Genomic DNA, 16,161 nt, shown 5'->3' with positions numbered 1-16,161 from the left:
GCGCAATCCGCCCAGGGCATTTTCCGCTCGCACCCAACGATAGGGTGCACGGGAATTGGCCGGCGGGTTTCTCCCCCGTTGCCGTCGTGCCGGTGCCCGTCAACGGCTGCGAAGCATCTGCTTCGCAGCCTCTGTCAAATCTCGGAGCACCAAGAAAATGACCAAGCGAAATCTGTATCTCGTCCTGTTCGCTGGCCTCGCCCCCTTTGCCATGCCCGTGGTGGCCAATGCGGCCGACGTGGCCTCGGACTATTATTCCCAGCAGCAGACCAGCAGCGTTTACAACTGGTCGGGCATCTACGCCGGCGTCAATGGCGGCGTCGCGTCTGATGGATTCCCGAACCCGTTCTCCAGCAAGTCCGGCTGGCAGTTCGGCGGCCAGGCCGGTGTCAACATGCAGTCCGGCATGTTCGTCTATGGTGCCGAGGTCGAAGGCGGCTACGCCGGTGCCAAGCACAAGCTGGGTGGCGGCGCCGAACTCAAGCAAAGCTGGAACGCGGCTGCCAAGGTGCGCGCCGGCGTGGCACTCGACCGCACGCTGATCTACGGTACGGCTGGTTACGCCGTTTCCAAGTTCAAGCCCAAGAGCAATGTCATCTCCGATTCCAAGTGGGATGGCGGCTACCTGGTCGGCGCGGGCGTCGAACAGGCTTTTACCGACAACGTCTCGGCCAAGGTGGAATACAACTACGTCAACTATGGCGACGTCAGTGCGGTGAGCACCGGCGGCATCCGTCGCAGTGCCGACCTGGCGAGCCACACGGTGAAGGCCGGTCTGAACTACAAGTTCTAGGACAGTTGGCATACACCGAGGGCAGGTGGGTCCCAATCGGCCTGCCCTCGGTATCTTCGATGGATTAACCACCTGTTAACATTACCGAAAGATTGCCGGATCCGATCGGTATCTATTAACATCGGGTAAGAATTCGGCAACGAATGCGGGCGAAGGTCGCCTCGCGCCAATGATATGGCGCACGGGACTCGACCCTGCGGATTTCCTCCCCCGTACTGCCGTTGTGTCGATGCCCCGTCACAGGATCGCAAAGCCCCCGCTCGCGGTCCCAAGCAATGTCGGAGCACTACACCATGACCACGCGAAATCTGCTTTTCGTCCTCTTCGCTGGCCTCGCGCCCCTCGCCATGCCCGTCGTCGCATCCGCGGCCGACATGTCCTCGGGCTACCAGGATAACTCTTCGGGCGCCTATGACTGGTCGGGCGTTTATGGCGGCGCCCATGTCGGCATTTCCAACGACGGTTTCCCCAACCCGTTCTCGAGCAAGACCGGCTGGGGCCTCGGCGGCCAGGTCGGCGCCAACTTCCAGTCGGGAATGTTCGTCTATGGCGCCGAGATGGACGCCAGCTTCTCGAACGGCACCCGCCACAACATCGCCAACGGCGCCCAGCTCGAGCGCAAGTTCGACGCCGCCGCCAAGGCCCGCGCCGGCGTCGCCATGGACCGCACGCTGGTCTACGGCACGGCGGGCTACGGCCTGACCAAATTTGATGGCCGCACCAACGTCACTTCCGGCAGCAACTGGGAAGGCGGCTTGCTCTTGGGCGCCGGCGTCGAACAGGCCATCAGCGACAAGGTCACCGCCAAGCTCGAATACAACCATGTCGACTACGGCAAGGTTCGCTCGACCGTCGACGGCGTGAAGCAGGCCGACGAAATCTCCAGCAATTCGCTGAAGGCCGGCCTGAACTACCGATTCTGATCCAGAGCTCCGACGGGGCTCTGCCGAATTCCTGAAAACAAAGAGCCGGCGCAACTTGGTTGCGCCGGTTCTTTCGTTTTCAGGCTAAGTGGAGGCTACTCCGCCGGTACCATCCCCTGATGGCGGACGACCGGGCGTTCCTTGATCGGCCAGTGCACGATCGCCGCGAAGATGCCGAGTGCCACGCCCAGCCACCACACCGGGTTGTAGGACCCGAAATGGTCGTAGAGGTAGCCGCCGAGCCAGACGCCGAGGAACGAGCCGATCTGGTGCGAGAAGAAGACGATGCCGCCCAGCATGCCCAGGTGGCGCGTGCCGAACATGATGGCGACGAGGCCATTGGTTGGCGGTACGGTCGACAACCACAACAGCCCCATGATGACGGCGAAGACGATGACGCTCGTCGGTGTCTGCGGCAAGAGCAGAAACGCCGTCACCAGCACCGAACGGGCGATGTAGATCCAGGCGAGGAAATGCGGCTTCGAGTATTTCTGGCCGATGACGCCTGAGGCGAGCGAGCCGATGACATTGAAGAAGCCGATCAGGGCGAGTGCGATCACCGCATAGCGGGCGTCGATGCCGATGTCCCTGATATAGGCGGGGAAGTGGGCGGTGATGAACGCAACCTGGAAGCCGCAGACGAAGAAGCCCGAGATCAGCAGCACATAACTCTTGTGGCCGAAGGCTTCCGACAGTGCCTGGCCGAGAGTCTGCTCGATCTCTGCATGCGAAATCTTGCCCGAGCGCGAATTGCCGACCAGTGGGATCGCCAGCAGCGGGATCACCAGCATGGCGATGGACATGTAGACCAGCGTGTCCGACCAGCCATAGGCGTCGATCAGGCCCTGGCTGATCGGCGCGAACAGGAACATGCCGGCGGAGCCGGCGGCAGTGCCGATACCGAACACGATGCTGCGCTTTTCGGCCGGCGTGTGGCGAGCGAAGGCCGCCAGCACGATGCTGAACGAGCCTGCGGCGACGCCGAGGCCGACGAGCACGCCGCCGCTGAGATAAAGCATCGAGGCGGTGTCGGCCCCCGACATCATGTAGAGGCCTAGCGCATAGAGGAATGCACCGAGGGTCAGCACGCGCCAGCTGCCGAAGCGGTCGGCCAGTGCGCCGAAGATAGGCTGGCCGAGGCCCCAGAATAGATTCTGGATCGCCATGGCGAGGCCGAAGGTGGTGCGGTCCCAGCCTTTTTCGGCAAGCATCGGCAACTGGAAGAAGCCCATCGCCGAGCGCGGGCCGAAGGTGAGCGCGGCGATCAGACAGCCGCAAATGATGATGAGCCAAGGCACATTCGACCTCGACCTGGTGTTCACCGCCGCTGCCGTCATCGTCAAATCTCCCGTGAGTGGAATGTTTTTATCCGATGCGCCCAAATGTTCAAAATCAATTGAACTAGCCCATGCTTCAAGAAATCTGATGGATCGGGAATAGAGCGCCCGCCTCAGGCGTTAGCACAGCGCTTGGGTGCCAGGCTTGGGTCTCAGGTGGCCGTCTTGCTTCGGCCGCTTGCGTTGCGCCGCCAAGGCGCGTTCAATCGGCGTGCATAGAGGGCGACTTGCGATCCGCTGTTATGGAAGAGAAGAAGGCAGCGATACTTGCGGAAATTCCCCGTCTGCGTCGATACGCACGCGCCTTGTTGCGTGATCGCGACGCAGCCGACGACCTAGTCCAGGATAGCCTCGAGCGGGCGCTCGTGCGGATGGACAATTGGCGTACGGGGGAGAACCCGCGCAGGTGGCTGTTCACGATCATGCATCACCTGTTCATCGACCAGGTGCGCAAGGTGAACCGGCGCGGCGAGGCGGCGATGCTGCCGCTCGATACCTCGGAGGCGCTGGCAACACCCGCCATCCAGACAGAGAGCGTCGCCTCGCGCGAGATCGTCGATGCGCTGCAGGCGATAAGCCCCGACCGGCGCGCCGCCCTCGTGCTGGTTGCCATCGAAGGGTTTTCCTATGCCGAGGCGGCGACGATGCTCGGTGTGCCCGCCGGCACGCTGATGTCGCGCATCGCCCGCGGCCGAGACGAACTGCGTGCTCTGCTCGACGATCAGGCACGCCGCCGGACGATAAGGATCGTCGAGAAATGAACATGCGCGCTTTTACCGACCGTGACATTCATCTGGCGCTCGACGGCGAGCTGCCCGAGGACGAGCGCGCCGCCTACCAGGCCTGGCTGGAGGCCAACCCCGACATGAAGGCAAGGAGCCAGCGTTATGCCGCCGACCATGCGGCATTGCGCAACCTGTTTGCCGACGTGCTGGAGGAACCGGTTCCGGCGCGGCTGGAGAATGCCGTCAATGGCGAAGCGCCGAAGCGCAAGCTGATGGCGCAATGGTGGCGGATGGCCGCCGCTGCTGCGCTGCTGGTTGCCGGCGGCCTCGGAGGTTATGTCGCCGGCGCCGGTGGTCTTGGCGGGGGAGCTGATTCCGACGACCAGATGGCCCAGCTGGCAATAGCCGCGCACCAGACCTTTGCCGCCGACAAGAACCGGCCTGTCGAGGTCGACGGCACCGATCAGGCCTACCTCACCGGCTGGCTGTCCAAGCGCACCGGGCTGAAACTGATCGCGCCCGATCTCACCAGCAACGGTTTCCGCCTGCTCGGCGGTCGCTTGGTGCCCGCGAATGGCAGCACGGCAGCGCTGATGCTTTATGCCGACGAGCAGGGCAACCGCATCTCGGTCTATGTCACGACCGAAGGCACCGAACGCACCAAGGGCACCTATGTGCTGTCGGGTGGCGGCCCCGAGGCCGTCTACTGGCAGGCCAAGGGCTATGGCTGCGCCATCGTCGGCACCCTGCCGCCAGACGTGCTGAGCGTCGTTGCCAAGGACGCCTACAAGCAATTGCTGGCCGGGGCGGGACTGACGCAGTCGTAGGGTTCGGGCGGGCGGCGCGCATCTCGGCCGTATCAGCGGCTGCGGCTCGGCGCTGGTTCCTGATGGTTTGCAGTCAATGAGCTATCACAAGCCATCAAGACATCGGTAGCGGGCCAAGCCGTGACGGTCGAGCGAGCAAACAAGACATCACGCTGCTGTCCAGCCCCGCACCCACTGCATGGGCAAAGCCGCAAGGGACGCACTGTTTTTCGGCAATAATCCTATGAGATTCATATCCTCACCGCCCCCGGAGCCATGTCACAATAAGGCCCGAATCGAGGCGTGACTGCGCAATGAAATGCGGGGCACGCCGGTGCTTCGCAGGGACATTCCTTTAGGGCTCCTCCCGCCCATACGAGGTTCTCAGGTCCAGATGGCAGCCGACATTCGTACGGCCCGCGCTGAAGATGTCGATGCGCTCTGCGCCATCGAGAACGCCGTGTTTGACGGCGACCGCATCTCGCGTCGTTCCTTCCGCCAGCTCATCGATCACGAAACCGCAGAGGCACTCGTTGCCGACATCGACGGTCGGGTCGCCGGCTACGCCATGGTGCTGTTTCGCAAGGGCAGTGGCGTGGCACGGCTCTATTCATTCGCCATCGCCCCCGAATTCGGCGGCAGGGGTATCGGCCGCAGCCTGCTCGATGCGGCCGAGCGCGTCGCCTACGAGCATGGCCGCATGATGATGCGTCTCGAGGTGCGCGAGGACAATCTCCGCGCCATCAGGCTCTATGAGCAGAACAGCTATCGCCGCATCGGCCAGGAGCCCGACTATTACGAAGACGGCATGACCGCACTTCGCTACGAAAAGATGCTGCGCGGCGACGTGCCGATCACCACCAGAGTGCCATTCTACGCCCAGACCTGCGATTTCACCTGCGGGCCGTGCTGCCTGATGATGGCCATGGCCAATTTCGACCGGACCTTCGCGCCGGATCCGGTGATGGAAATCAGGCTTTGGCGCGAGGCGACGACCATCTTCATGATGTCGGGGCCGGGCGGCTGCGAACCGTTCGGGCTGGCGGTGGCCGCATATGAGGCCGGGCTTGGCACGGAGATCTTCGTCTCGGCCGAGGGCGCGCTGTTCCTGCAGTCGGTGCGCAGCGCCGAGAAGCGTCGGGTGATGGAACTGGCACAGGCCGACTTCCGCGCCCGTGCCGACAAATACGCCATTCCGGTGACCTATCGGCCGTTCGGGCTCGACGACATCAGGGCGCGGCTGGCCGAGGGCAAGCTGGCGCTGGTGCTGATCTCCGGCTTCATCATGTTCGGCAAGAAGGTGCCGCACTGGGTGCTCGCCATCGGCGACGACGGTGGCCACATACTGATCCACGATCCCTGGATAGAGGACGAACAGCGCGAGACAGCCTCCGACGCCGCCAACATTCCCGTTCCCTACGACATCTTCATGCGCATGGCACAGTTCGGCGCCGACGGCCTGCGTGCAGCCATCATCCTCGGAAAGTCCGCCAGACAATGACCTGGGTCATCCTCACCGGCCGGCAAAGCGATCTCGACCAGACCGCCACGCCGCACAAGATCATCACCAATCGCGACTATCTCGCCCATCCGTCGCTGTTCCGCGGCCAGCGGCCGAAGGTCATCAACCTGTCCAACCGCTACGACTACCAGAGCCGCGGCTATTACGCCTCGCTGTTGGCCGGATCGCGCGGCCACAAGGTTATCCCCTCGGTCGAAACCATGATCGACCTGTCCGAACGCAAGCTTTACGAGAACGCGCTGCCGGAGCTCGAGCTGGCGCTGAACAAGTGCCGCAAGGATCTGGGGGGCAGCTTTCCGGCCAAGGTCACGGTGTTCTTCGGCATCGGGCCGTCCAAGGCGTGGGACCGTTTCGCCAAGCTGCTGTTCGACTGGTTCCGGGCACCGGCGCTGGAAGTCACCATCAAGGATGGCGAGTGGGCTTCGATCCACAAGGTCGGCTTTGCCGCCCTCGGCCGGCTCGACGAAGCCGACAAGACGCGCTTCGTCGCAGCGCTCGACACCTACACCAGCCGCGAATGGCGCGACACCAAGGCCCGTACGCCGTCGCGTTATACGTTCGCCACCCTGATCGACCCGCATGAGCAATTGCCGCCCTCGGCGATCTCGTCGCTGCGCCACTGGGCTCGTATCGCCGAAAAGATGGGCGTCGAGGTCGAGCCGATCACCAGGAAGGACCTTGCCAAGCTCGCCAATTACGACGCGCTGTTCATCCGAGAGACGACGTCGATCTCGAACCACACTTACCGCTTTGCCCGAAGGGCACAGCAAGAGGGTATGCCTGTCATCGACGATCCGCTGTCGATGATCCGCTGCACCAACAAGGTCTACCTGAACGAACTGATGGCCTACAACAACGTGCCGGTGCCGCCGACCGTGATGATATCAGGGCCATCGGACCTGCAGATCGCAGCTGACACGCTGGGCTTTCCGCTGGTGCTGAAGATCCCCGACAGCTCGTTTTCGCGCGGCGTGAAGAAGGCGCATGACTTCAACGAGCTGAAGGCGCTGGCGACGGCGTGGATGGAGGATTCGGACCTACTGATTGCCCAGAAATACATGCCGACCCAGTATGACTGGCGCATCGGCGTGCTTGGTGGCCAGCCGCTGTTTGCCGTCCACTATCTGATGGCCAAGAAGCACTGGCAGATCGTCAACCACGACGGCAAGGGCAAGCCGGTCGAAGGCGGCATCAAGACGTTTACGCTGAAACAGGCGCCTGCCCATGTGGTGGAGGCGGCGGTGAAGGCCGCCCGTTGCATCGGCGACGGGCTCTATGGCGTTGATCTAAAGGAGACCAAGGATGGGGTCTTCGTCATCGAGGTCAACGACAACCCGAACCTGGACCATGGCGTCGAGGATTCTGGCGAGAAGGACGAGGTCTGGGTGCGGCTGACGCAATGGTTCCTGGACCGCCTCGAGCGGAACGGGAAGTAGGCTCGCACAAGCGTCTCAGGGGAGGGGGAGTTCATGCAGTTCTTTGTGATCGAGGATTTCCGCGGGCGCGATCCCAAGGTGATCTATCGCCGTTTCCGTGACAGGGGACGGCTGGCGCCGGAAGGTTTCATCGTCCACCACAGCTGGATCGCGGCGGACATGAGCCGCTGCTTCATGCTGGTCGAGGCCGACGACGTGACGCTGCTGCAGCGCTGGGTGGTGGAATGGGCCGATCTTGTCGGCTTCGAGATCGTGCCGGTGGCGACCAGCAAGGACACCGCTGCAGGGCTCGCTCCCCATCTGTGAGCTGGCGGCCGCTTTGGGCTTGGCAATAGGTGTGGTGACAGTCGTTCTACCCGCTTGACGCGAGGCCCTGCCGCCATGAATGCTGGCCTCAACCAGCAGAGGGGACACGCATGGCACTAAGCGGGGCAACTCAGGATTACCAGCGCAAGCGGCGGCCGGGCGAAAGCGCCAGGGTCGAGTTCGTCGAACTGTTCTTCGACCTGGTGTTCGTCTTCGCAGTCACCCAGCTCTCGCATTTCCTGTTGCGCGACTTGAGCTTGAGCGGCGCGCTGGAAAGCCTCTTGATGCTGGTCGCCGTGTGGTGGGTGTGGAACTACACCGCCTGGGTGACCAATTGGCTCGACCCCGGCAAATCGCCGGTGCGCGGCATGCTGTTTGCTCTGATGCTGGTCGGCCTGATGTTGTCGACTTCCATCCCCGAGGCGTTCGAAGGGCGCGGCTTGCAGTTCGCGCTTGCCTACGTCTGCATGCAGGTCGGTCGCACCCTGTTCGTGATGTGGGCGCTCAGGAAACACAACCGTGACAACTACCTCAACTTTGTCCGCATCGGACTGTGGTTGGCGCTGTCGGGCGTGTTCTGGATCGCCGGCGGCCTGGCGGAACCGGAGTATCGTTTTGCCTTGTGGGCGGTTGCCCTGCTGATCGAGCTGGTGTCGCCGGCGCTGGGCTTCTGGACGCCGTGGCACGGCGCCTCGTCGACGACGGGCTGGGATGTCGAGGGCGGGCACATGGCCGAGCGCTCGGCGCTGTTCATCATCATCGCGCTCGGCGAGTCGATTCTGGTCTCGGGCGCGACCTTTGGCGAGCTCGAATGGACCTGGGTCAATTTCGCCGCGTTCCTGACCACCTTCCTCGCGTCTGTGGCGATGTGGCTGGTCTATTTCAATGTCGGGCAGGAGCTTGCCCATCACAAGATCGCCGAGGCCGCGGACACCGGGCAGATCGCCCGTGTCGCCTACACCTATATCCCTGTCGTGTTGGTGGCCGGCATCATCGTGGTGGCGGTCTCGGACGAACTGGTGCTTGCCCATCCGCTTGGCCATGTCGAGCCGGCGCTGATCTGGACAGCAATCGGCGGCTCGGCCCTCTATCTCGCGGGCAACCTGTTGTTCAAGTTCTATGTCGTCGGTCGCGTGCCGCTGTCGCATGTCATCGGCCTTGGCATCCTTGCGGCCATGGTGCCCTTCGCCAGCCATATGTCGCCGCTGCTGATCGGAGCTGCGACGACTTTTGTGATGGTTCTGGTGGCCTATCTCGAGCTGCGCGGGCAGCCAAGCAGGCACCACGGGCACTGAGCTAGAGCCAGTTGCGCAGGCCCTGGGCGATGAGCAGTGCCCCGCCGGCGACCACCACGGTGTCAAGGATGGCGATGTGGCTGCGGTTGGTGAGGCCTGACGCCAGCCGCTTGGCGATGAACGCGCCTGGCGTGGCGCTGAAGCCGATCACCAGGGCCATCGCCACCGACGAGAACGGCAGGAAGCCTGCGGTCTGGAACACCAGCACCTTGGCGAGGCCGAGCGTCATTGAAATGCCGGCGTCGGTGGCAACCACGGCCCTGCCGCCGAGGCCGGCGGCCAAAAGGATGGTGATGAGCACGACGCCGGCCCCTGATGTGCCGCCGGCAAGCAGGCCATAACCCAGCCCGGCGGCGCGGAGCCCCGCGCCTCGGAGATTGCCGCGGGCCCGCATCAGGAGCCGCCTGACCGGCACCAGCACGATCAGCACCGCGCCGATGAGCAGCGTGATGCCGGGACCCGACAGCAGCGTGTAGCCATAGGCCCCGGCAAGACAGGCAGGGAAGGCGAAGGCGCCGACGGCAAGGGCCGTGCGGCGGTCGAAGTCGGTGCGGAAGGCGGTCAGCCGGCTGCCATTGGTCATCAGCGCCGAGACGCTGATGATCGGCACCACCGCCTCAGGCCCGACGATGGGCAGCAGCACCGGCGGCAGCAACAGGCCAGTTCCGTAACCGGTGACGCCGCCGAGGATGGCGGCGCAGAACGACACCACCGACACAAGCAGATATTGCCACAGCGCTACGTCACCAAAGGTCACGACTCAGCCCAGCCTCAATGTGGATTGCCCGGCCGTTCTGGGGCAGTTGCGGCCTGCCGGCAAGGCTGCGCCGGCAAAGCATCTGGCTTGCCGCGGTCCAGTCAGTGGCTTCTGGATCGACACGCATGCTCGTGTAGTATCGCGCAAGGACTTCTTCCGGGACGCCACAACATGATGCTCATCGGCCAGTATGACAGCCCCTTCGTCCGCCGCGTCGGCATAGCGCTCAGGCTCTATGGCGTTTCGTTTACGCACGAGCCGTGGTCGGCCTTCGGCGATGCCGACAAGATCAGGCGCTACAATCCGCTGACGCGGGTGCCGACGCTGGTGCTCGACAACGGCGACTCGCTGATCGAGAGCCACATCATCCTCGATTATCTCGACAGCCTGGCGCCCGGCGGGCAGGCGATGTTCCCGATCGCCGAGCCGGCGCGCCACCAGGCGCTGAAGGTCGGCGCCCTTGCCATGGGCCTGGGCGACAAGGCGGTAAGCTTGTTCTACGAGCGGCGGCTGCACAAGGAAGTGTCGACCGTCTGGGTGGAGCGCTGCCGCACCCAGATCACCGACGTGCTGGGCGTGCTGGAAGCCGATCGCGCGAGCAGAGACAGCGACTACTGGTTCGGCGACCGCATCGGCCATGCCGATGTCGGCGTGGCGTGCGTGCTGCGCTTCATCAACGATGCCCATCCTGGGCTGGTGGCGATGGATGCGTTCCCTTCGCTCGCGGCGCTGTCGGCCCGGCTCGAGGCGATGCCGGTGTTCCAGGAAATCAGCCAGGAGTTCATCCCGCCGGCCTGAGGCCGCCACGGGATCAGGCCCGGCCGGAGCGCTGTCTTTCGATGGCCTGGAAGCGGTCGACAAAAGCCTTCTGGACGCGCTTGGCCGGCTGCGGCGCAAGGTCGAGCCCGTCACCGGAAATGCCGCGCGGGCGGCCGAAAAACTGCGTTGCTTCAGCCACTGAGAAGCCGGCGAGTTCGGTCGCCTCGAAATAGGCAGCGATCTGGTCGGCGCGTTTGATCTCTTTCTTGAGGCCTTGGGAGATCGTGCCGGGCAGGCTGAAGCGTAGGTGGACAGCGTGTTGTAGCCGCTCCTCACAGGTCTTGTAGCCGCCGCCGACCACCGACTTGAACGGCGAGATCATGTCGCCGATGACGTATTCGGGCGCATCGTGCAGCAGTGCGGCCAGCTGTGCCTCGGGCGAGGCGTCGGGCGCGATCCGGCGAAAGATCTGCTCGACCAGCAGCGAATGCTGCGCCACCGAAAAGGCGTGGTCACCCGAGGTCTGGCCGTTCCAGCGGGCGACGCGGGCGAGGCCGTGGGCGATGTCCGATATCTCGACGTCGAGCGGCGAGGGATCGAGCAGGTCGAGGCGGCGGCCCGACAGCATGCGCTGCCAGGCCCGTGGCGGGGCGCCGGGGCGGTCGGCCATCAGGCGTCTTCCGCGCTGGCGGCTTCGGGATAGGTGAAACGTGCCCAGTCGGGGATCGCAGGGGTGACCGCGACGTCGCCGGCTGTGATCGCAGCGCCGGCGTCGAGCGCTGCCTTCACCCTGTCGATGCGGGCGATGGCGAGGCCGTGCTTGCCCGAAACCGAGCCGAGCGTGCCGACAACCTTGCCGCCTGACATGAGGTCGGTGCCAGGGGCAGGCAGGTCGGAGGCAGCGGATATCAAAAGCACGCGGCGGCGCGCCGTGCCGCGGTGCTGCATGCGTGAGACGACCTCCTGGCCGATGAAGCAGCCCTTCTTGAAACCGATGCCGTCGAGCTGGTCGAGCAGCACATCATGCGGGAAGGCGTCGGCCAGCGCATAGTCGGGGCCGCTCTCGGCGACGCCGCTGGCGATGCGGAGGGCGTGCCAGTCGGCCTCGGTGGCATCGGCTGCAGGCGCCGAACCGTAGTGACGGAAGACAGGCTGCTGAAAGCGGCTGTCGCGGACAGTTGAATCGGATTGGGAGGCAGCTGAATCATCTTGCCACGAGACCGAGACAGCCAATTGATTCTGCTTGGAAATGTCTGCCTTGGCTCGCAGCTTGTAGAGCATCAGGCGGCGGACAAGATCGTCAGCGATGTCGGCACGGCATTCGAGCCGGAGCCCGTTTTCGCCGCTGCGCGACACCAGGAAATCGAACATGATCTTGCCTTGCGGAGCGAGCAGAGCGCCTGGTTTGGCCTCGCGCTCACCGAGCGCCGCAAGGTCGACGGTCAGGATGTTTTGCAGGAAATGCTCGGCGTCGGGACCGGAGACATCTATGGTGGCGCGGTCGGCGAGAATGGCTGTCGGCATGGACCTGATCTTGCATTTCGGAGAGCCATTACGTAAGCCGCAGGCAATTTCCAGACAAGGGCACCCGCGATGGCTAACACCTTCGATCTCATCCTCAAGGGCGGGACGGTCGTCAATCAAGACGGGACAGGCGTCCGCGATGTCGGCGTGATCAACGGACGGATCGCCGCGATCGGCGATTTGGGCAGCGCATCCGCCGGCGAAACCATCGACTGCCGCGGCCTGCACATCCTGCCGGGCGTCGTCGACAGCCAGGTGCATTTCCGCGAGCCGGGGCTCGAACACAAGGAAGATCTGGAGAGCGGCTCCCGCGCGGCCGTGCTTGGCGGCGTCACCACGGTTTTCGAGATGCCCAACACCAACCCGCTGACGACGAGCGAGGCAACGCTTGCCGACAAGGTGAGCCGTGCCACCGCGCGCATGCACTGTGACTTCGCCTTCTGGGTCGGCGGCACGCGCGACAACGCCAAGGATGTCGCCGAACTGGAGCGCCTGCCGGGCGCTGCCGGCATCAAGGTGTTCATGGGCTCGTCGACAGGCGACCTGCTGGTCGAGGACGATGAGGGTGTCGCCTCCATTTTGCGCAACACCCGCCGCCGCGCTGCCTTCCATTCCGAGGACGAGTTCCGCCTGCGCGAGCGCCAGAACCTGCGCGTCGAGAACGATCCGTCCTCGCACCCGATCTGGCGTGACGAGATCGCAGCCCTCAAGTGCACCGAGCGCCTGGTGCGCATCGCTCGCCAGGAGCGCGCCCGCATCCACGTGCTGCACATCTCGACGGCGGAAGAGATCACCTTCCTCGAACGGCACAAGGATGTCGCCACCTGCGAGGCGACGCCGCATCACCTGACCATGAGCTCGGACGACTATGCCCGTCTCGGCACGCTGCTGCAGATGAACCCGCCGGTGCGTTCGGCACGCCACCGCGACGGCATCTGGCATGGCATCAGCCAGGGCGTCGTCGACGTGCTCGGCTCCGACCACGCGCCGCACACGATGACCGAAAAGGCCAAGCCTTATCCGGCCTCGCCTTCTGGCATGACCGGCGTGCAGACGCTGGTGCCGATCATGCTCGACCACGTGAACGCCGGCCGCCTGACGCTGGAGCGCTTCGTGGATCTTGCGAGCCATGGCCCGAACCGCATTTTCGGCATGGCCCGCAAGGGCCGCATCGCCGCCGGTTACGACGCCGACTTCACCGTCGTCGACATGAAGCGGACCGAGACCATCACCAACGCCCAGGCCGGCTCCAAGGCCGGCTGGACGCCTTATGACGGCAAGCAGGTCACCGGCTGGCCGGTCGGCACCATCGTCCGCGGCATCCGCGTGATGTGGGAAGCCGAGATCACCACCCCGTCGCAGGGCAGGGCGGTTGCGTTTTCTGAGGCGGTGGTGAAGTAGGTTTCCTGTCCCGTTCACGGGAGAGGAAACCGGAAGCCAGGTGAGGGTGGAGGCAGCCTCCCCGATTTATGCGCTGATCCCCATCCGGCCCCTCGAGCCGCCTTTTCCCCGTAAACGGGGCCAGGAGGAGCGGTATCATCGTGCGCGGCATCCGCGCCATGTGGGAAGCCGAGATCACGACACCCTCACAGGGCGATGCAGTTTTCGGAAGCGGCGGTGCGGTAAGATCGTTCGCGAAGGGATCAGTCCCGTCGTTGGCGTTCAGCCAAGCGGCGATCTATGTCACCGAGATTTTCTGAATACTCGCCAGGGCCTTTGCCGATTCTCGCTGAGTTCAAGAACGGCAGGCACCCTCAATCGCCGGCGACGAAGAAGGCCCAGCGGCCCTCGGGCGTGATGCCAAGGCGGTAGAAGACGTAGGCGCCGTACTGCTTCATGTCTTCGTAGTCGCCCGCCGTCACGATCTTGAACAGCTCGACCTTCTGACGCGGGTCAAGTTTGTCGAGTGGGATGCCGAAGAAATAGGGCCAGACATAGAGGTCTTCGTCAGTGCCTTCGCCGAGATGCACGTAACCGGCATTCAGCACCTCTTCAAGGATGGCGAGGATTTCCTGGCCGTCGCTGTCGCCGGAAAGGCTCTTGAGGAAGGCGACGGGGTCGCCCTCGATGTCGCCGAAAGACAGCTGGGGCATGGCGTCGCCCTGGCCGACGAGAGGACGGAGCTTTTCGATGTCGCCGGACTTTGCCGCCTCGACCAGAAGGCTGCGCATCCGCGCCACGGGCTCGGGCAGGCGGCTGAGGTCGTAGACGATCTCGGGCAACGGCGCCTCGGGGTCGAGATGCGGCATTGCCGGGCTGGTGGTGTCGGCGGGCATCTCGTCCTCGGCCGGCGACTGCTGGTCGGCTGGAGCCTGGTCGCCGGCAGGAGCCTGCTGAGTGGTGCCGGACTGCGGCTTCTGCACCGGATCGGGCATCGGCACCGAGTTTTCGGTCGGCGTCGACTGGTCGGCGGGCTTTGGCGGGGTGACGGGGGCCGGCAGTTCCTCGCGCTTGATCTCGCTGAGGGCAAAAGCAGTGGTGGCATGAAGCGGCAGCATCAGCGAAGCCGCAAGGCCCAGGGCCGCGACGCGCACCATGGCGCGTGGCGCAAAATCAGTGTGTGGCCGCATCGAAACGTCGCTCCGGGGGATTCTCTAACTTGCCGGCATGATGCCGAAACCGCGTCGGCTAGTCAAAGAACCGGGACGGGGGCTCAATGCCGCAGGCGTACGGGCTCGAACTCGCCGGCCTCGACGCGGGCGCGCATGCGGTCAAGCAGCGCCAGCGCTGCTGCCTCGCCGCCGGAGACCACGATCTCGGCAAAGGCGGTGGCAAGCGCTGCCTCGGCGATGATCTCGGGTTCGATGCCTGCGGAAAGGCCTTCCGCCCACGCCTCGTTATGGCTCTCGACGGCGGTCAGGCGCTTTTCTTCCCGGACCAGGGCGTCGATGTCGCTTACGCTTTGTTCCATTTCGGTCTTTCACCCTGCCAAGCGACCCGGTGATTCGGATCAACTTGAGCTATCCCTTTAATGTCCCGTTAAGAGAACTAACACAATCGGCCGTCTGTGTACGGTCGGCAATGCCGGGAAAGTAAATAGCCTGTTAATTTCCGAAGCGCGAGGCGATGTCGCGGCTGAGCGCCTCGCCTTCCTTCATGTAGCGGGAAATCGCCTCGGTGGCAGAGGGCGTGCAGGCCGTGTAGGTGCCGTCGAAGGAACGGTAGCCGCGGTTGAAGGACGCGATGAAGCGAGCGCGACGCTCGGGCGTGGGATTTTCGGCCTGGATCAGCTTTTCCATCTCCGCCCGCCACTGCGTGCCCTTTTCGCCGCAGAGGTTGCGCAGGAAGTGGAGCGACCCCAGCACTTCGGCCAGCCGCATCAGGCCCGGCTCGAACGGCGCTTCGGCGGCGCGCGCCGGCACGGCAAGCGCGGTGCTCGCGGCAAGCGTCAGGGCAAGCATGAAGGTCGAAGCACGCATCATAAGCTTTTGTGGCGAAACAATTTGTCTGCCGCAAGGCTCGAAAGCAGGCTTTCCAAAGCCTATGCGGGAAGGACGACGTCGCCGCCGAGCAGTTCGAGCACGATCTCCAGCGTCGAGTCGGTGAGCGGCAGGCGTTCGATCTCGGCAAGCGTGAAGAAGGCGGCCTCATCGGCGTCATCGGCAGCAACCGGTTCGCCCTTGAGATGGCGTGCGCCGAAGACCGTAAGCATGTAGAGCGAACCGCCGTCGTGGCGGCTGTCGATCAGGATTTCCCGCAGCGGCGCCAGCCCGCGGACATCGACGCCGGTTTCCTCGGTGAGTTCACGCCGCGCCGCATCTTCGAGCGTTTCGCCATCCTCGACCCGCCCGCCCGGAAAGGCATAGAGTCCCTTCGATGGCGCCCGGCCGCGCCGAACCAGCATGATGGTGGCGTCGCGCATGACGGCGACCGACACGGCCGGGACGATCTTGTTTTCGTTCATTCGCCTTTGCCCGCCCTGTCTCGTTCTGCAACATCCCGCCCGGCATCCGGGCAGGGGGATAAGCTGCTTTAGCG

General features: G+C 64.3%; 19 protein-coding genes. 11 read left to right on the top strand and 8 right to left on the bottom strand.

Going from position 1 to position 16,161, the window contains the following annotated elements; genetic code table 11:
* The first annotated feature begins 157 nt into the window (after nucleotides 1–157).
* Nucleotides 158–793, top strand: a complete 636-nt coding sequence (locus NDO48_RS10980; protein ID WP_018427054.1) for an outer membrane protein — start codon at nucleotides 158–160, stop codon at nucleotides 791–793.
* 293 nt (nucleotides 794–1,086) lie between these two features.
* Nucleotides 1,087–1,716 (top strand): outer membrane protein, encoded by a 630-nt coding sequence (locus NDO48_RS10975; RefSeq protein WP_267321481.1) that lies wholly within the window; start codon nucleotides 1,087–1,089, stop codon nucleotides 1,714–1,716.
* 95 nt (nucleotides 1,717–1,811) lie between these two features.
* Here NDO48_RS10975 and NDO48_RS10970 read toward each other — a convergent pair whose 3' ends face one another.
* Complete coding sequence (locus NDO48_RS10970) at nucleotides 1,812–3,053, bottom strand: MFS transporter (protein WP_416377194.1); 1,242 nt, start codon at nucleotides 3,051–3,053, stop codon at nucleotides 1,812–1,814.
* A 242-nt stretch (nucleotides 3,054–3,295) separates the two neighbouring features.
* Here NDO48_RS10970 and NDO48_RS10965 point away from each other — a divergent pair, with 242 nt between their 5' ends.
* The 6 genes from NDO48_RS10965 to NDO48_RS10940 all read left to right on the top strand — a co-directional run bounded on the left by NDO48_RS10965 (nucleotide 3,296) and on the right by NDO48_RS10940 (nucleotide 9,143).
* Nucleotides 3,296–3,814: a sigma-70 family RNA polymerase sigma factor gene (locus tag NDO48_RS10965; RefSeq protein ID WP_026227002.1), complete on the top strand. Its 519-nt coding sequence runs from the start codon at nucleotides 3,296–3,298 to the stop codon at nucleotides 3,812–3,814.
* The gene (locus NDO48_RS10960) at nucleotides 3,811–4,605 is read left to right on the top strand and encodes an anti-sigma factor family protein (RefSeq protein WP_267321479.1); all 795 of its coding nucleotides are present in this window, start codon (nucleotides 3,811–3,813) and stop codon (nucleotides 4,603–4,605) included. Before NDO48_RS10965 ends, NDO48_RS10960 begins: the two co-directional genes overlap by 4 nt.
* Before the next feature lie 373 nt (nucleotides 4,606–4,978).
* Entirely contained in the window at nucleotides 4,979–6,085 is a 1,107-nt protein-coding gene (locus tag NDO48_RS10955) for a peptidase C39 family protein (protein ID WP_267321478.1), read from the top strand.
* Nucleotides 6,082–7,542 (top strand): RimK family protein, encoded by a 1,461-nt coding sequence (locus tag NDO48_RS10950; RefSeq protein ID WP_267321477.1) that lies wholly within the window; start codon nucleotides 6,082–6,084, stop codon nucleotides 7,540–7,542. The genes NDO48_RS10955 and NDO48_RS10950 overlap by 4 nt, the downstream gene beginning before the upstream one ends.
* A gap of 33 nt (nucleotides 7,543–7,575) precedes the next feature.
* On the top strand, nucleotides 7,576–7,848 hold the full coding sequence (locus NDO48_RS10945) for a DUF3303 domain-containing protein (protein WP_267321476.1): 273 nt from the start codon (nucleotides 7,576–7,578) through the stop codon (nucleotides 7,846–7,848).
* A 110-nt stretch (nucleotides 7,849–7,958) separates the two neighbouring features.
* Nucleotides 7,959–9,143: a low temperature requirement protein A gene (locus tag NDO48_RS10940; RefSeq protein ID WP_018427062.1), complete on the top strand. Its 1,185-nt coding sequence runs from the start codon at nucleotides 7,959–7,961 to the stop codon at nucleotides 9,141–9,143.
* A 1-nt stretch (nucleotide 9,144) separates the two neighbouring features.
* On the opposite strand, the gene NDO48_RS10935 is transcribed toward NDO48_RS10940, so the two are convergent.
* Nucleotides 9,145–9,900: a TSUP family transporter gene (locus tag NDO48_RS10935; RefSeq protein WP_267321475.1), complete on the bottom strand. Its 756-nt coding sequence runs from the start codon at nucleotides 9,898–9,900 to the stop codon at nucleotides 9,145–9,147.
* A gap of 171 nt (nucleotides 9,901–10,071) precedes the next feature.
* Here NDO48_RS10935 and NDO48_RS10930 point away from each other — a divergent pair, with 171 nt between their 5' ends.
* A complete protein-coding gene (locus NDO48_RS10930; protein ID WP_018427064.1) occupies nucleotides 10,072–10,698 on the top strand; it encodes a glutathione S-transferase family protein in 627 nt (208 codons plus the stop codon).
* Nucleotides 10,699–10,711: 13 nt separating this feature from the next.
* Here the strand turns inward: NDO48_RS10930 and NDO48_RS10925 are convergent, their stop codons facing one another.
* Both NDO48_RS10925 and NDO48_RS10920 read right to left on the bottom strand, forming a co-directional pair.
* Nucleotides 10,712–11,329 carry an HD family hydrolase gene (locus NDO48_RS10925; RefSeq protein ID WP_267321474.1) on the bottom strand — a complete coding sequence of 206 codons (618 nt, stop codon included), beginning with the start codon at nucleotides 11,327–11,329 and terminating at the stop codon, nucleotides 10,712–10,714.
* Complete coding sequence (locus tag NDO48_RS10920) at nucleotides 11,329–12,183, bottom strand: YgfZ/GcvT domain-containing protein (RefSeq protein WP_267321473.1); 855 nt, start codon at nucleotides 12,181–12,183, stop codon at nucleotides 11,329–11,331. The genes NDO48_RS10925 and NDO48_RS10920 overlap by 1 nt, the downstream gene beginning before the upstream one ends.
* Before the next feature lie 69 nt (nucleotides 12,184–12,252).
* Here NDO48_RS10920 and NDO48_RS10915 point away from each other — a divergent pair, with 69 nt between their 5' ends.
* Together NDO48_RS10915 and NDO48_RS10910 are read left to right on the top strand one after the other, a co-directional pair.
* Nucleotides 12,253–13,584, top strand: a complete 1,332-nt coding sequence (locus NDO48_RS10915; RefSeq protein WP_267321472.1) for a dihydroorotase — start codon at nucleotides 12,253–12,255, stop codon at nucleotides 13,582–13,584.
* Nucleotides 13,585–13,724: 140 nt separating this feature from the next.
* On the top strand, nucleotides 13,725–13,883 hold the full coding sequence (locus NDO48_RS10910; protein WP_267321471.1) for a hypothetical protein: 159 nt from the start codon (nucleotides 13,725–13,727) through the stop codon (nucleotides 13,881–13,883).
* Nucleotides 13,884–13,937: 54 nt separating this feature from the next.
* Here the strand turns inward: NDO48_RS10910 and NDO48_RS10905 are convergent, their stop codons facing one another.
* The 4 genes from NDO48_RS10905 to NDO48_RS10890 form a co-directional block, all read right to left on the bottom strand.
* Nucleotides 13,938–14,753 (bottom strand): hypothetical protein, encoded by an 816-nt coding sequence (locus tag NDO48_RS10905; RefSeq protein ID WP_040456075.1) that lies wholly within the window; start codon nucleotides 14,751–14,753, stop codon nucleotides 13,938–13,940.
* Between the two features lie 83 nt (nucleotides 14,754–14,836).
* On the bottom strand, nucleotides 14,837–15,094 hold the full coding sequence (locus NDO48_RS10900; protein ID WP_018427070.1) for a hypothetical protein: 258 nt from the start codon (nucleotides 15,092–15,094) through the stop codon (nucleotides 14,837–14,839).
* Nucleotides 15,095–15,227: 133 nt separating this feature from the next.
* Nucleotides 15,228–15,605 carry a TIGR02301 family protein gene (locus tag NDO48_RS10895; RefSeq protein WP_018427071.1) on the bottom strand — a complete coding sequence of 126 codons (378 nt, stop codon included), beginning with the start codon at nucleotides 15,603–15,605 and terminating at the stop codon, nucleotides 15,228–15,230.
* A gap of 59 nt (nucleotides 15,606–15,664) precedes the next feature.
* The gene (locus NDO48_RS10890) at nucleotides 15,665–16,087 is read right to left on the bottom strand and encodes an NUDIX hydrolase (protein ID WP_267321470.1); all 423 of its coding nucleotides are present in this window, start codon (nucleotides 16,085–16,087) and stop codon (nucleotides 15,665–15,667) included.
* Between the last annotated feature and the right edge of the window lie 74 nt (nucleotides 16,088–16,161).

It is taken from the genome of Aminobacter sp. MET-1 (genome assembly GCF_026521175.1).
Taxonomy (GTDB): domain Bacteria; phylum Pseudomonadota; class Alphaproteobacteria; order Rhizobiales; family Rhizobiaceae; genus Aminobacter.
Note: the sequence above shows the minus strand (reverse complement) of the source record. Positions and strands in the feature narration are given on the sequence as shown.

What these genes read in the sequence shown, in the direction of transcription:
- NDO48_RS10980 (WP_018427054.1), top strand. Translation starts at nt 158, where the DNA reads ATGACCAAGCGAAATCTGTATCTCGTCCTGTTCGCTGGCCTCGCCCCC.
- NDO48_RS10975 (WP_267321481.1), top strand. Translation starts at nt 1,087, where the DNA reads ATGACCACGCGAAATCTGCTTTTCGTCCTCTTCGCTGGCCTCGCGCCC.
- NDO48_RS10970 (WP_416377194.1), bottom strand. Translation starts at nt 3,053, where the DNA reads ATGACGGCAGCGGCGGTGAACACCAGGTCGAGGTCGAATGTGCCTTGG.
- NDO48_RS10965 (WP_026227002.1), top strand. Translation starts at nt 3,296, where the DNA reads ATGGAAGAGAAGAAGGCAGCGATACTTGCGGAAATTCCCCGTCTGCGT.
- NDO48_RS10960 (WP_267321479.1), top strand. Translation starts at nt 3,811, where the DNA reads ATGAACATGCGCGCTTTTACCGACCGTGACATTCATCTGGCGCTCGAC.
- NDO48_RS10955 (WP_267321478.1), top strand. Translation starts at nt 4,979, where the DNA reads ATGGCAGCCGACATTCGTACGGCCCGCGCTGAAGATGTCGATGCGCTC.
- NDO48_RS10950 (WP_267321477.1), top strand. Translation starts at nt 6,082, where the DNA reads ATGACCTGGGTCATCCTCACCGGCCGGCAAAGCGATCTCGACCAGACC.
- NDO48_RS10945 (WP_267321476.1), top strand. Translation starts at nt 7,576, where the DNA reads ATGCAGTTCTTTGTGATCGAGGATTTCCGCGGGCGCGATCCCAAGGTG.
- NDO48_RS10940 (WP_018427062.1), top strand. Translation starts at nt 7,959, where the DNA reads ATGGCACTAAGCGGGGCAACTCAGGATTACCAGCGCAAGCGGCGGCCG.
- NDO48_RS10930 (WP_018427064.1), top strand. Translation starts at nt 10,072, where the DNA reads ATGATGCTCATCGGCCAGTATGACAGCCCCTTCGTCCGCCGCGTCGGC.
- NDO48_RS10925 (WP_267321474.1), bottom strand. Translation starts at nt 11,329, where the DNA reads ATGGCCGACCGCCCCGGCGCCCCGCCACGGGCCTGGCAGCGCATGCTG.
- NDO48_RS10920 (WP_267321473.1), bottom strand. Translation starts at nt 12,183, where the DNA reads ATGCCGACAGCCATTCTCGCCGACCGCGCCACCATAGATGTCTCCGGT.
- NDO48_RS10915 (WP_267321472.1), top strand. Translation starts at nt 12,253, where the DNA reads ATGGCTAACACCTTCGATCTCATCCTCAAGGGCGGGACGGTCGTCAAT.
- NDO48_RS10905 (WP_040456075.1), bottom strand. Translation starts at nt 14,753, where the DNA reads ATGCGGCCACACACTGATTTTGCGCCACGCGCCATGGTGCGCGTCGCG.
- NDO48_RS10900 (WP_018427070.1), bottom strand. Translation starts at nt 15,094, where the DNA reads ATGGAACAAAGCGTAAGCGACATCGACGCCCTGGTCCGGGAAGAAAAG.
- NDO48_RS10895 (WP_018427071.1), bottom strand. Translation starts at nt 15,605, where the DNA reads ATGATGCGTGCTTCGACCTTCATGCTTGCCCTGACGCTTGCCGCGAGC.
- NDO48_RS10890 (WP_267321470.1), bottom strand. Translation starts at nt 16,087, where the DNA reads ATGAACGAAAACAAGATCGTCCCGGCCGTGTCGGTCGCCGTCATGCGC.